The 14,123-nt window shown below is 66.6% G+C and carries 8 protein-coding genes and 2 rRNA genes (1 of these 10 only partly in view); 9 read left to right on the top strand and 1 reads right to left on the bottom strand.

All coding sequences use genetic code 11. The features are described from left to right. A 23S ribosomal RNA gene (locus ACCD06_RS03975) occupies positions 1-2,501 on the top strand (it extends 244 nt beyond the left edge of the window). Between the two features lie 130 nt (positions 2,502-2,631). Next, positions 2,632-2,747, top strand: a 5S ribosomal RNA gene (gene rrf, locus ACCD06_RS03970). 116 nt (positions 2,748-2,863) lie between these two features. Here rrf and ACCD06_RS03965 read toward each other — a convergent pair. Then, the gene (locus tag ACCD06_RS03965; RefSeq protein ID WP_413338962.1) at positions 2,864-3,283 is read right to left on the bottom strand and encodes a hypothetical protein; all 420 of its coding nucleotides are present in this window, start codon (positions 3,281-3,283) and stop codon (positions 2,864-2,866) included. A 201-nt stretch (positions 3,284-3,484) separates the two neighbouring features. On the opposite strand from ACCD06_RS03965, the gene ACCD06_RS03960 reads away from it, so the two are divergent. From ACCD06_RS03960 to ACCD06_RS03930, 7 genes are all read left to right on the top strand, one after another. Further along, positions 3,485-5,290 (top strand): PhnD/SsuA/transferrin family substrate-binding protein, encoded by a 1,806-nt coding sequence (locus ACCD06_RS03960; RefSeq protein ID WP_413338960.1) that lies wholly within the window; start codon positions 3,485-3,487, stop codon positions 5,288-5,290. Further along, positions 5,287-5,925, top strand: a complete 639-nt coding sequence (locus ACCD06_RS03955) for a response regulator transcription factor (RefSeq protein WP_109157294.1) — start codon at positions 5,287-5,289, stop codon at positions 5,923-5,925. Before ACCD06_RS03960 ends, ACCD06_RS03955 begins: the two co-directional genes overlap by 4 nt. A 168-nt stretch (positions 5,926-6,093) precedes the next feature. After that, the gene (dsrO, locus tag ACCD06_RS03950; protein WP_413338958.1) at positions 6,094-6,828 is read left to right on the top strand and encodes a sulfate reduction electron transfer complex DsrMKJOP subunit DsrO; all 735 of its coding nucleotides are present in this window, start codon (positions 6,094-6,096) and stop codon (positions 6,826-6,828) included. Continuing rightward, on the top strand, positions 6,825-7,940 hold the full coding sequence (nrfD, locus tag ACCD06_RS03945) for an NrfD/PsrC family molybdoenzyme membrane anchor subunit (RefSeq protein WP_413338956.1): 1,116 nt from the start codon (positions 6,825-6,827) through the stop codon (positions 7,938-7,940). Before dsrO ends, nrfD begins: the two co-directional genes overlap by 4 nt. A 46-nt stretch (positions 7,941-7,986) precedes the next feature. Next, on the top strand, positions 7,987-11,094 hold the full coding sequence (locus ACCD06_RS03940; RefSeq protein WP_413338954.1) for a molybdopterin dinucleotide binding domain-containing protein: 3,108 nt from the start codon (positions 7,987-7,989) through the stop codon (positions 11,092-11,094). A 114-nt stretch (positions 11,095-11,208) separates the two neighbouring features. Further along, complete coding sequence (locus ACCD06_RS03935; RefSeq protein WP_413338952.1) at positions 11,209-13,023, top strand: thiamine pyrophosphate-requiring protein; 1,815 nt, start codon at positions 11,209-11,211, stop codon at positions 13,021-13,023. Positions 13,024-13,093: 70 nt separating this feature from the next. After that, a complete protein-coding gene (locus ACCD06_RS03930) occupies positions 13,094-14,086 on the top strand; it encodes an SDR family oxidoreductase (RefSeq protein ID WP_413338950.1) in 993 nt (330 codons plus the stop codon). The last annotated feature ends 37 nt before the right edge of the window (positions 14,087-14,123 follow it).

Genomic DNA, 14,123 nt, shown 5'->3' with positions numbered 1-14,123 from the left:
CGAGCGAACGCGGACCAGGCCAGTCATTCGATCTACATAACCGGAACCGTCTGGAAAGTCGGGCCATAGCGGGTGATAGCCCCGTACGGATAAACCGGATCGAATGCTCGAGTAGGGCGGGGCACGTGAAACCCTGTCTGAACATGGGGGGACCACCCTCCAAGCCTAAGTACTCCTCAGTGACCGATAGTGCACCAGTACCGTGAGGGAAAGGTGAAAAGCACCCCGACAAGGGGAGTGAAACAGTTCCTGAAACCGGATGCCTACAAGCAGTCGGAGCCTCTTCATGGGGTGACGGCGTACCTTTTGTATAATGGGTCAGCGACTTAGAGTATGCAGCGAGCTTAAGCCGGTAGGTGGAGGCGCAGCGAAAGCGAGTCTGAATAGGGCGACCGAGTTGCATGCTTTAGACCCGAAACCTGATGATCTAGCCATGGGCAGGTTGAAGGTGCGGTAACACGCACTGGAGGACCGAACTCACGCCTGTTGAAAAAGTCGGAGATGACCTGTGGCTAGGGGTGAAAGGCCAATCAAATCAGGAAATAGCTGGTTCTCCGCGAAAGCTATTTAGGTAGCGCGTCGGATATCACCTGCGGGGGTAGAGCACTGGATGGGCTAGGGGGGCGCGAGCCTTACCAAACCTAACCAAACTCCGAATACCGCAGAGTGCAGTCCGGCAGACAGACGGTGGGTGCTAAGGTCCATCGTCGAGAGGGAAACAGCCCAGACCGCCAGCTAAGGTCCCCAAATCACGGCTAAGTGGGAAAGGATGTGGGAAGGCCATGACAACCAGGAGGTTGGCTTAGAAGCAGCCATCCTTTAAAGAAAGCGTAATAGCTCACTGGTCTAGTTAAGCCGGCCTGCGCCGAAAATGTATCGGGGCTCAAGCCGTGTACCGAAGCTGCGGATGTGATCTTTGATCACGTGGTAGCGGAGCGTTCCGTAAGCCTGCGAAGGGTGTCCGTGAGGCCGCCTGGAGGTATCGGAAGTGAGAATGCTGACATGAGTAGCGACAAACAGTGTGAGAAACACTGTCGCCGAAAGTCCAAGGGTTCCTGCGCAAGGTTAATCCACGCAGGGTGAGCCGGCCCCTAAGGCGAGGCCGAAAGGCGTAGTCGATGGGAACCACGTTAATACTCGTGGGCCTGGCGGAGGTGACGGATTGGAAAGCGTGTATGTCCTTATCGGATTGGACATGCTGTGGACCGGTTCCAGGAAATAGCCCCGCCGTATAGACCGTACCCCAAACCGACACAGGTGGACTGGTAGAGTATACCCAGGCGCTTGAGAGAATGGTGTTGAAGGAACTCGGCAAATTGCCCTCGTAACTTCGGAAGAAGAGGGCCCCGTTGTGGCGCAAGCCATGGCGGGGGGCACAGACCAGGGGGTAGCGACTGTTTACTAAAAACACAGGGCTCTGCGAAGCCACACAAGGCGACGTATAGGGTCTGACGCCTGCCCGGTGCCGGAAGGTTAAGAGGAGAGGTGCAAGCCTTGAATTGAAGCCCCGGTAAACGGCGGCCGTAACTATAACGGTCCTAAGGTAGCGAAATTCCTTGTCGGGTAAGTTCCGACCTGCACGAATGGCGTAACGACTTCCCCGCTGTCTCCAACACCAACTCAGCGAAATTGAACTCTCCGTGAAGATGCGGAGTTCCCGCGGTCAGACGGAAAGACCCCGTGCACCTTTACTACAGCTTTGCAGTGGTGCTAGGGACTTCATGTGTAGGATAGGTGGGAGGCTTGGAAGCATGGGCGCCAGCTCGTGTGGAGCCATCCTTGAAATACCACCCTTGAAGTCTCTGGCATCTAACCGTGGCCCGTTACCCGGGTCCGGGACCCTGCATGGCGGGTAGTTTGACTGGGGCGGTCGCCTCCCAAAGTGTAACGGAGGCGCGCGATGGTGGGCTCAGAGCGGTCGGAAATCGCTCGTCGAGTGCAATGGCATAAGCCCGCCTGACTGCAAGACTGACAAGTCGAGCAGAGACGAAAGTCGGCCATAGTGATCCGGTGGCTCCACGTGGACGGGCCATCGCTCAACGGATAAAAGGTACGCCGGGGATAACAGGCTGATGACTCCCAAGAGTCCATATCGACGGAGTCGTTTGGCACCTCGATGTCGGCTCATCACATCCTGGGGCTGGAGCAGGTCCCAAGGGTTCGGCTGTTCGCCGATTAAAGTGGTACGTGAGCTGGGTTTAGAACGTCGTGAGACAGTTCGGTCCCTATCTGCCGTGGGTGTCGGAGTTTTGCGAGGATCTGTCCCTAGTACGAGAGGACCGGGATGGACATACCTCTGGTGCACCGGTTGTCACGCCAGTGGCATGGCCGGGTAGCTAAGTATGGACGGGATAACCGCTGAAAGCATCTAAGCGGGAAACCCACCTCTAAACCAGAGCTCCCTTGAGAGCCGTGACAGACCATCACGTCGATAGGAGGCATGTGGACGGGCAGCAATGCTCGAAGCTAAGCCTTACTAATCGCTCGATCGGCTTGATCTCGACACCACAAACCGCGCCATGCGCAGCAGCAAGCCTGCTTGACGCAAGCCCGCCAGTTCGATACTCCTCCCTCACTTGCACTGAACAAGCTTAGCGCTTCGGAGAAAGCGTCGGTCTTGAGCCTTGGTGACCTGGTGGTCATGGCGAGGTGTCAAACACCCGATCCCATCCCGAACTCGGCCGTGAAAAGCCTCCGCGCCAATGGTACTGCGTCTTAAGACGTGGGAGAGTAGGTCGCCGCCAGGTCACTCAGGCTCAAGAGACGCTCAATCACGAAGCACAAGCTTGCATCTTCACACCACATCGAAACGCCCCGGTTCACCAGAGCCGGGGCGTTTCGGCGTTTTGCACTCCGCAGATGCTCATCCGCCGTGGAAGCCTTTCAGCCGCTCTTCGCCGCGGCCGATGGCGGGCTTGAACTGCGCGTTCCTTGCCGTGTCCAGAAGCTGGTCGATAAAGGCCCTATAGTCGTCCGTGGCATCGCTCCGGGCTGGAGCAACCGGCTCGACCGAACTCGCATAGGTGCTGGCGGTGTCGGCGGCAGTGTCGTGAAGCCGAAAGGCAGCGACGAAGACGGGATCGCCTTCCGGGTTTCCCTCCCCCACATGCTGAGAGGTACGGGACAGTTCGACCCGTCCTTCGGCATCCGGGGCGGAGAGGATGGTCACGCCGTGAACGACCGTCGTGTCGCTGCGTGCATTCATTGCCGCATCCTGTTCGAAGGAATGCCGGTCGTAGGCCCGTTCGAAACTTGCCCGGTCGTTGATGTTGGCCTCGGCCATGTCTGTCTCCCTGTTGCTGCATTCAATAACGCACCATCGGCGCAAACGGTCCGTGAGATCGGAGCGCGATACCGCCGGCACAGTGCGGAGCGGTCTGGTCGCGATCGCCCTTCGGCGGTGCATATGTCCAGGACGCGCGCCGTCTTGTGCCGGGGCGGCGGACGCGCTAAAGGGCTGGATCCCCTCACAAGATCAGCCGCCATGATCGCCCGACTGCTGTTCGTTTTCCTGCTGCTGTCGTCGCACGGATGGGCTGCCGAGCCGCCGGTCCGCGTCGGCGTGCTCGCCTATCGGGGGGAGGAGCATGCTGCGGCGGTGTGGGAACCGACGATCCGCTATCTCGGCGACCATTTCCCCGGCCGCGGGGCGGAGATGGTGGCGCTCGACCTCGCCGGGATGGATGCCGCCGTGCAGAATCGCACGGTGGACCTGATCCTGACCAACACCGGCAACTATGTCGATCTGGAGGCGCGGTACGGCGTCACCCGCATCGCCACCCTGCAGTCCGGGCGGACTTCCGGCAATGCCATCGGCTCGGCCATAGTCGTGCGCGCCGACCGCCACGACCTGACGGCGCTGCGCGACCTCCGTGGGCGGACGCTGATGGCCATCGACCCCGATGCCTTTGGTGGTTTCCAGGTCGCCTGGGGCGAACTGCTGGATACCGGCGTCGATCCCTTCCGCGATCTGAAGGACCTGCGCTTTTCCGGTTTCCCGGTGGACCGCGTCGCCTTCGCCGTGCGCGACGGGACGGTGGATGCCGGCGTGCTGCGCGCCTGCGTGCTGGAGGAGTTGGCGGCGGAGGGGCGGATCGACCCGGCGGCCTTCCGCGTCCTCGCTCCCCGGACCGCGTCGGATTTCGCCTGCGCCCATTCCACCGACCTCTATCCCGATTGGCCGCTGGCCCGCCTCGCCGGCACGCCGGAGGAACTGGCGAAGCAGGCGGTGGTCGCCCTGTTCCAGATGCCGCAGGACCATCCCGCGGCAAAGGCCGGCGGTTACCAGGGCTGGGCGGTGCCGCGTGATTACCAGCCGGTCCATGCCCTGTTCCGCTCCCTGCGCATCGGTCCCTACCGGTCGCTGCGCGATGTTTCGCTGGTCGACCTGGCGCGCGAGAACTGGCACTGGCTGGCGCTTGCGGCGCTGGCCCTGGTGTGGTGGGCGGCCCATTCGCTGCGGGTGGAGCATCTGATCAAGGTCCGTACCGCCGAACTGAGAGCGGTCAATCGTGATCTCCTCCGCGAAATGGCGGAGCGCCGCCGTGCCGAGGAGAATGCCCGCGAACGCCAGCGCGAAATCGATCATGTCGCCCGCCTGTCGATCCTGGGCGAGATGGCCAGCAATCTCGCGCATGAGCTGAACCAGCCGCTGGGCGCCATCGCCAACTATGCGCGCGGCTGCACACGCCGGCTGGAGGCCGGACCCGGCCGGCCCGTCGAGTTGGCCGACGCCACCCGCGCCATCGCCGATCAGGCCGACCGCGCCGCCCACATCATCGCCCGCATCCGCAACTTTGTCCGCAAGCGCGCTCCGCAGATCGAGCCGGTCGACATCAACGACGCCGTCCGCGCCGCCGCCGCCCTGTGCGCCGACCGGGCGCGCAGCGCCGGCATTGCGGTGACGCTCGATCTGGCCGACGGGCTGCCGCGTGTCGCCGCCGATGCGGTGCAGATCGAACAGGTCGTCCTCAACCTGATGAAGAACGGGCTGGACGCGATGGAGGGGTGCCCGCCGGCCGACGGGATCACCGTGCGGACCGGCCCCGACGGCGAGGGGCGGGTAAGGGTAACGGTCGCCGACCGCGGCCACGGCCTGAGCGCGGAGGCGCGGGAGCGGCTGTTCGACCCCTTCTTCACCACCAAGCCGGAGGGGATGGGCCTCGGCCTGTCGATCTGCCGGACCATCCTGGAATCCCATGGCGGTCATCTGTGGGCCGCGGACAATCCCGGCGGGGGCGTGGAGATGCGCTTCGTCCTGCCGGCGGCACAGGAGCAAGAGATCCCATGAGTAATGGAGCCAGTCATGATGCGGAGAGTTCGGCCCCGCCACGCACCGTCTATGTGGTGGACGACGATCCGGCGATGCGTCATTCGCTGGGCTGGCTGATCGGCTCGCTGGGGTTGGCGGTGCAGAGCTTCGCTTCGGCGGAGGAATTCCTGCGTGCGTTCAAGCCCGACCGGCCGGGCTGCCTCGTCACCGATGTCCGCATGCCGGGGATGAGCGGGTTGGAATTGCAGGACACACTTGCGCGGGCGGGATCGTTGCTTTCGGTGGTGGTGGTCACCGGCCATGCCGATGTGCCGATGGCGGTGCGGGCACTGCGGGCGGGGGCGGTCGATTTCATCGAGAAGCCCTTCAACGATCAGCTTCTGCTCGACCGCGTGCACGAGGCGCTGGAGAAGTCCCGCCGCGCCTGGGAGGCGGCGGAGCGCAAGCGTTCCGTCCGCGCGCTGATCGGCCGCTTGACCCCGCGCGAACGGCAGGTGGCGGCGCTGGTGGTCGCCGGAAAGCCCAACAAGGTCATCGCCGCCGAGATCAACCTGTCGATGAAGACGGTCGAGGTCCATCGCCACAACGTGATGGACAAGCTGGAGGTGTCGTCGGTCGCGGACCTGACCCGGCTTCTGCTGGAAGCGGAATAGATCGGATCGCGCAGACAGATAGCAGCCTGCGGCTTGGCGTCGCGGGGGAAAACCCTAAGAAGTGTGGGGATGACCACAATGGGGCGCCGCCGTGCCCCCGGCTATCCTTGGCCCTGAGATCGGCCCGCATGTTTTGCGGGCTGGGAATGGGTGCCGGGAGAGCCTGCCATGGACCGATCACGACGCAACTTCTGCCTGGGCGCCGGGGCCGCGACCGTCGGCGCCGCCACGCTGGCGGCCGTACCCGCTGACGCCGGTGCCGTCACGGCAACCGGTGACGCGGCGCACCGCTGGGCCATGGTGGTCGATGTGCGCAAATGCGTCGGCTGCCAAGCCTGCACAGTCGCCTGCATCATGGAGAACGACGTTCCGGAAAACAGTTTCCGCACCATCGTCTCCACCTACGAGGTGACGGAGCAGGGTCGGGCCGGCTCCTACATGCTGCCGCGCCTGTGCAACCATTGCGAGGATCCGCCCTGCATCCCGGTCTGCCCGACCGGCGCCACCTATCAGCGGCGGGACGGCATCGTGGTGGTCGACAATTCGGTGTGCGTCGGCTGCGCCTATTGCGTCCAGGCCTGCCCCTACGACGCCCGCTTCATCAATCACGAAACCCAGACCGCCGACAAATGCACCTTCTGCGTCCATCGCGTGGAAGCCGGGCTGCTGCCCGCCTGCGTCGAGATCTGCGTCGGCGGCGCCCGCATCTTCGGTGACCTGAAGGACCCCGACAGCACGGTGTCGAAGCTGGTGCGCGAGCAGAACCCCAAGGTGCTGAAGCCCGAGATGGGGACCCAGCCGCGGGTCTTCTACATCGGCCTCGATCCGAAGATGCAGGGCAAGGTGGACGGCACGCCGACCCTGTGGCGGCCGGCGCCGCAAGCCGGGAAGGAGCATGCATGATGGACACGCACATCGTCGAAGTCATCAACGTGACCCGCGAGGTCGCGTGGCTTCCCTGGGCCGTGCAGTATTTCTTCCTGATTGGCCTGTCGGTCGGCGGCCTGCTGCTCAGCCTGCCCGGCTACGCCTTCGCCCGTGACGGCTGGCGCCCGCTGGGGCGGCTCGCCTTGATCGTGGCGCTGACCTGCGGGCTGGCGGCGCCGGTGGCGCTTCTGTCCGATCTGCACCAGCCCGGCCGCTTCTGGCATTTCTACGTGGTGTTCCGGCCGACCTCCTGGATGTGGTGGGGATCGCTGTTCATCCCGTTCTACATCGGCGGCCTGCTGATCTATGGCTGGGCCTGCCTGCGCGAGGAGTTGCAGGCGCATGGCCGGATCGACAGCCGGCTGGCCGGGCTGTACCGGCTGGCAGCGCTGGGCGGTGGCCGCGACGACCGGCTGATCCGTGCCGCCGGCCTGTTCGTGCTGGCCGGGGCGGCGCTGGTCGCGCTCTACACCGGCGTCGAGGTGGCGGTGGTGAAGGCCCGGCCGCTGTGGCACACGCCCTTCCTGCCGGTGCAGTTCCTGACCACCGCGCTGGCCGGCGCCGTCGGGCTGGTGCTGATCCTCAACCGCGTCGTCGGCACCGCCGACCGCGGGGTGGAGGTGCTGGGCAACCGGCTGCTCGCCGCCGTGCTGGCCGCGGTGATGCTGTGCGGCGGGCTGTGGCTGGCGCTTGGCCTGTCGGGGCTGGATGCAGGGCATGCGGCGGCGCTGGACAGCGTGGCCGGGTCCGAGGCGTGGCGGGTGACCGCCGTCTGGGCGGTGGCCGCGACGGTGGTGCCCTTCGTCATCGCCGTCGCCCGGCCGGCCGGGACCGGGCTGCTGACCGGGCTGATTGCCGTGCACAGCGCCTGGATGTTCCGCTGGACCGTGTTCATCGGCGGCCAGTCGGTGCCGAAGACCGGCGCGGGCTTCTACGAATACGCGCTGCCGGCCGGCCCGGACGGGCTGATGGGCATCGTCGGCACCGCGGGGCTGTGGCTGTTCCTGCTGATCCTGATGACGGCGCTGCTGCCGGTGTCCGCAACTCCCGCTGCCGCCCGTCCGGCAAGCTTGATCCCTGCCGAATAATCCAATCCGCGCTTGAGCCCCGCTCGCGAAGACCGGAGTGTCCACCATGTCCATCACCCGTCGCCACATCCTGACCTCCACCGCCGCGGGCGGCGCGCTGGCCGCCTTCGCCGGCGGCTTCTCCGAGACCGGCCGCAAGCTGGTCAAGGGCGCCTGGGCCGGCGAGCAGCCCGACGACACCATCAGCGGCAACGCGCCGAAGCCGGAATTCCGCATCGACCCGGCGACCGGCGCCGTGGAGCCGACGCCGGGCCAGATCGTCGCCAACGTCGCCTGCCTGGGCTGCACCACGCTGTGCGGCGTCCGGGTGCGGGTGGATGTGGAGCGGAACCGCGTGCTGCGGGTGGCCGGCAACCCCTATAGCCCGCTGTCCACCGACCCCTTCCTGCCCTTTGCGACGCCGATCGAGGAGAGCGTCCGCTCGCTGTCGCGGCTGGACGAGAAGGGGCTGCAGGGCCGCTCCACCGCCTGCGGGCGCGGCAATGCGGCGCTGGAGATGCTGACCTCCCCCTTCCGCATCTCCACGCCGATGAAGCGGGTCGGCCCGCGCGGCTCCGGCCGTTGGGAACCGATTGCCTTCGACAGGCTGGTGGAGGAGATCGCCGAGGGCGGCGACCTGTTCGGCGAGGGGCCGGTGGAGGGGCTGCGGACCTTGCGCGACCTGAAGACGCCGATCGACCCTGCCTCGCCCGAGCTGGGGGCGAAGGTCAACCAGGTGGCGCTGCTCGCCTCCGTCAATGATGGGCGGGAGCCCTTCGTGCGGCGCTTCTTCAATCAGGCGCTCGGCACCATCAATTTTGCCGGCCACGGCGCTTATTGCGGTGGCGCCTATCGCTCCGGCTCGGGCGCGGTGTTCGGCGATCTGAAGGCGATGCCGCACGCCAAGCCCGACCTGCAGAATGCCGAATTCGTGCTGTTCATCGGCACCGCCCCCTCCAACGCCGGCAACCCGTTCAAGCGGCAGGCCATGTTGGTTGCCAAGGCTCGAACCGACGGCGTGCTGAATTACGTGGTGGTTGATCCGGTGCTGACCAACGCCGACAACCGGGCTGCGGGGGAGCGGTCGAACTGGATCCCGATCCGTCCCGGCACCGACGGCGCGCTGGTGATGGGCATCATGCGCTGGATGTTCGAGAACGACCGCATCGACAGCCGCTATCTGTCCCAGCCCAACGCCAAGGCCGCCACGGCGGCGGGCGAGGCCGGCTGGTGCAACGCCACCCATCTGGTGATCCGGCAGAAGGGCCACCCGCGCGAGGGGCGGATGCTGCGCGCCTCCGACATGGGCTGGATCGAGCTGGACGAGAAGGAACGCTATGGCGAGAAGGACGCCTTCGTCGCGCTCGATCCGGAAGGAAAGCCGGTGGCGCACGATGCGCTGGGCGGACCGGCGATGCTGTTCCATGACGGCATGGTGGCGACGCCGGCCGGCGAGGTCGCGGTCAAGACCAGCCTGACCCTGCTACGCGAGGAGGCGATGCGGCTGGACCTGCGCGGCTATGCCGACGCCTGCGGCATCCCCGCCGACGTCATCGCCGGACTGGCGCGTGAATTCACCAGCCATGGCAAGAAGGCGGTCGCCAACGCCCATGGCGGCATGATGGCCGGCAACGGCTTCTACAACGCCTTCGGCGTCGTCACCCTGAACACGCTGATCGGCAACCTGAACTGGAAGGGCGGCAGCATCTTCGGCGGCGGCCGTTTCCCGGACGAGCAGGACGGCCCGCGTTACAAGCTGGCCAGCTTCCCCGGCGCGGTGAAGCCGTCCGGCACCGCGATCAGCCGCCCGGTCCCATACGAGAAATCCAGCGAGTTTGCCCGCAACAAGGAAGCCGGCAAGCCCTATCCGGCCAAGGCGCCCTGGTATCCGGCCGCGCCGCAGCTGACCACCGAGTATCTGACCAGCGGGCTTGCCGACGGCTATCCCTATCGCCTGAAGGCTCTGTTCCTGTGGAACAGCAATCCGGTCTACGGCATCCCCGGCCTGCGCGCCGCGGCGGAGGCGGCGCTGAAGGACCCCAAGACTCTGCCGCTGATCGTCTCCATCGACCCGTTCATCAACGAAACCTCCGCCTTCGCCGACTACATCGTCCCCGACACCGTGCTGTACGAGACCTGGGGCTGGGCATCGCCCTGGGGCGGCGTGCCGACCAAGACCAGCACCGCGCGCTGGCCGGTGGTGGAGCCGCGCACGCAGGCGCTGCCCGACGGGCTGCATGTCCAGATGGAAACCTTCCTGATCGCGCTCGCCAAGCGGATGGGCCTGCCCGGCTTCGGCGCCGACGCCATCGCCGACATGGACGGCAGGCTCCATCCGCTCGACCGGCCGGAGGACTGGTATCTGCGCGGCGGCGCCAACATCGCGTGGCTCGGCAAGCAGCCGGTTGCCGACGCCGACGACCGCGACATCGCCCTGTCCGGCGTCGAACGGGTGATGCCGGCGCTGCAGGCCACGCTGAAGCCGGAGGAATGGCGCAAGGTCGCCTATGTCCTGGCGCGCGGCGGCCGTTACCAGAATCAGGCCGAAGGCTTCGAGGGCGACAAGGCGGCCCACAAGTTCCTCAAGCCGCTGCAGGTCTACAACGAGGCGGTGGGAACGGCGAAGAGCAGCATCACCGGCCGGCGCTGGACCGGCACCGCCACCTGGATGGAGCCGGTCTTCGCCGACGGCAGCCCGGTCCACAAGCACCACACCGCGGAGGAATGGCCCTTCCATCTGGTCAGCTCCAAATCGGTGCTGGTCAGCGCCTACACCATCGCCGCCGGGCGGCTGCGCCATCTGCATCCGGAAAACCCGGTCGGCATCAACGCCGAGGATGCCCGTCGTCTCGGTATCGAGACCGGCGACCGCATCCGCATTGCCACGCCCGGCGGGGTGCGGGAGGCCACCGCCATCGTCCGCCATGGCGTGATGCGCGGTGTGCTGGCGGTGGAGCATGGCTTCGGCCACCGCGAATACGGCGCCCGTCCGCACCAGATCGGCGGGCACAGCCAGCCTTCGGTGCCGGAGATTGGGGCGGGCATCAACCTGAACGACCTCGGCATCGCCGATCCGTCCCGCGCCGGGGCGTCGGTGTGGGTCGATCCGGTCGCCGGGACCGCCGTGCGCCAGGGCATTCCGGCGAAGCTGGAGCGGATCGCCGCCTCCGCCTGACGGCGGACGGGGCAGGGCTGCAAAAAAAGCGAACGCTTCGGGCGAACCGAAGGGACGGAGCGCAGTTGAAACAGACGCGGCGGTGAAACACGACCAGACACAAGAGAGGCGACAATGGCTGCGAACGTCAGCGACTTCTTCTGGCAACGGCTCTCCGAATGGGGTGTGAAGCGGGTCTTCGGCTATCCCGGCGACGGCATCAACGGGCTGGTTGGCGCGCTTGCCCGCACCGGCGACCAGTTCGATTTCGTCCAGGCCCGCCACGAGGAGCTGGCCGCCTTCATGGCGACCGCGCATGCCAAATACACCGGGGAGTTGGGCGTCTGCCTGGCCACCTCCGGCCCCGGCGCCATCCATCTGCTGAACGGCCTCTATGATGCGAAGCTCGACCACCAGCCGGTGCTCGCCATCGTCGGCCAGCAGGCGCTGACCGCGCTCGGCGGCCATTACCAGCAGGAGGTCGACCTCGTCTCCCTCTTCAAGGACGTGGCCGGCGAGTATGTCCACATGGCTTCCACGCCCGCCCAGGTGCGGCACCTCGTGGACCGTGCGGTGCGAATCGCCAAGGCCGAGCGCACGGTGACCTGCATCATTCTGCCCAACGATTTGCAGGAGATGGACGCGGTGGAGACGCCGCCGCGCGCCCACGGCACCATCCATTCCGGCGTCGGCTATTCCGCCCCCGTCGTGCGCCCGGCGGAGGCCGACCTGCGCCGCGCCGCCGACGTGCTGAATGCCGGCTCCAAGGTGGCGATCCTGGTCGGCGCCGGGGCGCTGAACGCCACCGACGAGGTGATCGAAGTGGCCGACATCCTGGGCGCCGGCGTCGCCAAGGCGCTGCTCGGCAAGGCGGCGCTGCCCGACGATCTGCCCTTCGTCACCGGCTCCATCGGTCTGCTCGGCACCCGGCCCAGCTACGAGATGATGGTGAACTGCGACACGCTGCTGATGATCGGCTCCGGCTTCCCCTATTCGGAGTTCCTGCCCAAGGAGGGGCAGGCGCGCGGCGTGCAGATCGACATCGACCCCAAGATGCTCAGCATCCGCTATCCGATGGAGGTCAATCTGGTCGGCGACAGCGCCGGCACATTGCGCGAGCTGATCCCGCTGCTCCAGCGCAAGCAGGACCGCTCCTGGCGCGACGGGATCGAGGCCGGCGTCGCCGACTGGTGGAAGGTGCTGGAAGCCCGCGCCATGAACGACGCCACGCCGCTCAACCCGCAGCGCGTCTTCTGGGAATTGTCGCCGAAGCTGCCCGACGACGTGGTGATCGCCTGCGACACCGGGTCGGGCACCAACTGGTACGCCCGCGACATCAAGATCCGGCGGGGCATGAAGGCCACCCTGTGCGGCGGGCTCGCCACCATGGGACCGGGCATGCCCTATGCGCTGGCCGCCAAGTTCGCCCATCCCGACCGCCCGGTTCTGGCGATCGTCGGCGACGGCGCTATGCAGATGAACGGCATGAACGGCCTCATCACCCTGTCGAGATACTGGAAGCAGTGGAGCGACCCGCGCTTCATCGTGCTGGTTCTGAACAACCGCGACCTCAATCAGGTGACGTGGGAGATGCGCGCCCAGGCCGGCAATCCGAAGTTCGAGGCATCGCAGGAGCTTCCCGACGTTCCCTATGCCCGCTATGCCGAGATGCTGGGCTTCAAGGGCCTGTTCGTCGACAAGCCGGAAGACCTCGGCAAGGTGTGGGACGAGGCGCTGGCGACCCGCGGCCCGGTGGTGGTCGAGGCCTATACCGATCCCAATGTGCCGCCGCTGCCGCCGCACATCTCGCTGAAGAACGCCGCCGCGATGATGGCGACGCTGGCGAAGGGCGATCCGGAGGTGTGGGACATGCTGAAGGGCACCGCCAAGGACTTCGTCGAAAGCTACCTGCCGCACGGTGGCGATAAGGGCGGCGGAAAGAAGCGCTGACCGGCCGGCTCGCAACACCCTCCACCCCCTCCTGTTGATGAGCAAACAGCGTCAGCCGGAGGGACGAGGGATGCGGGATCTGAACGGGGCCGTCGTGGTGGTGGCCGGGGCGTCTAGCGGGATCGGGCGGGCCACCGCCCTGGCCTTTGCGCGGGAGGGTGCCCGGCTGGCGCTGGCCGCCCGCCGCGAGGAACTGCTGGAGGAGGTGGCGGAGGAATGCCGCGGCCTCGGCGCCAGCGCCGTCGTCCTCCCCACCGACGTCACCGATGCCGACGCGGTGAAGCGGCTGGCCGACCGCACGGTGGCGGAATACGGCTCCATCGATTTCTGGATCGCCAATGCCGGCGTCGGCGCCGTCGGCCGATTTGAAGACACGCCGGTCGAGGCGCACCGCCGGGTGATTGAGACCAACCTGCTGGGACCGCTCTATGGCGCCCACGCGGTGATTCCGCTGTTCCGCCGCCAGGGGCATGGGACCTTCATCGCCACCGTCTCGATCGGCGCCTTCGCCCCGGCACCCTACGCCGCAGCCTATTCGGCGAGTAAATTCGGACTCGACGGCATGCTGGACAGCCTGCGGGCGGAGCTGGTGGACAGCCCGGACCTGCATGTCTGCGGCGTCTACCCGTCCTTCACCGACACGCCGGGCATGATGCACGGCGCCAACTACACCGGCCACGAGCTGTCGCCGGAAGGTCCGATCTACGACGACCCCAACGACGTGGCGGAGACGATGGTGGCGGTCGCCCGCCGCCCGCGCGCCCGCGCCATGGTCGGGGCGCTGGCCCCGCTGTCGCGCCTGGGCTATGCGGTGGCGCCGCGTCTGGTGGAGAAGGTGGCCGGCTATGGCATGCACCGCCACTTCGACCGCCAGCCACCGGCTCCGCCCAGCGACGGCAACCTGTTCCGCCCGGTGGAGCGGGGGAGGGGAGTGGTCGGCGGCTTCTACACCCCGCTGCCGGCCTGGATTTCGCCCGTGCTGATGGCCGGCGTCGCGGTCGCGGCGGTCGCGGCTTATCGCAGTCTGGGGCGGGGAGCGGACCGGCGGATGCGGCGGCACTGAGGCAGACCTTGTGCCCAGCGCGCTGATGACCATTTGC

This window comes from Azospirillum sp. CT11-132 (assembly GCF_047302835.1).
In the GTDB taxonomy this organism is placed as follows: Bacteria; Pseudomonadota; Alphaproteobacteria; order Azospirillales; family Azospirillaceae; genus Azospirillum.
Note: the sequence above shows the minus strand (reverse complement) of the source record. Positions and strands in the feature narration are given on the sequence as shown.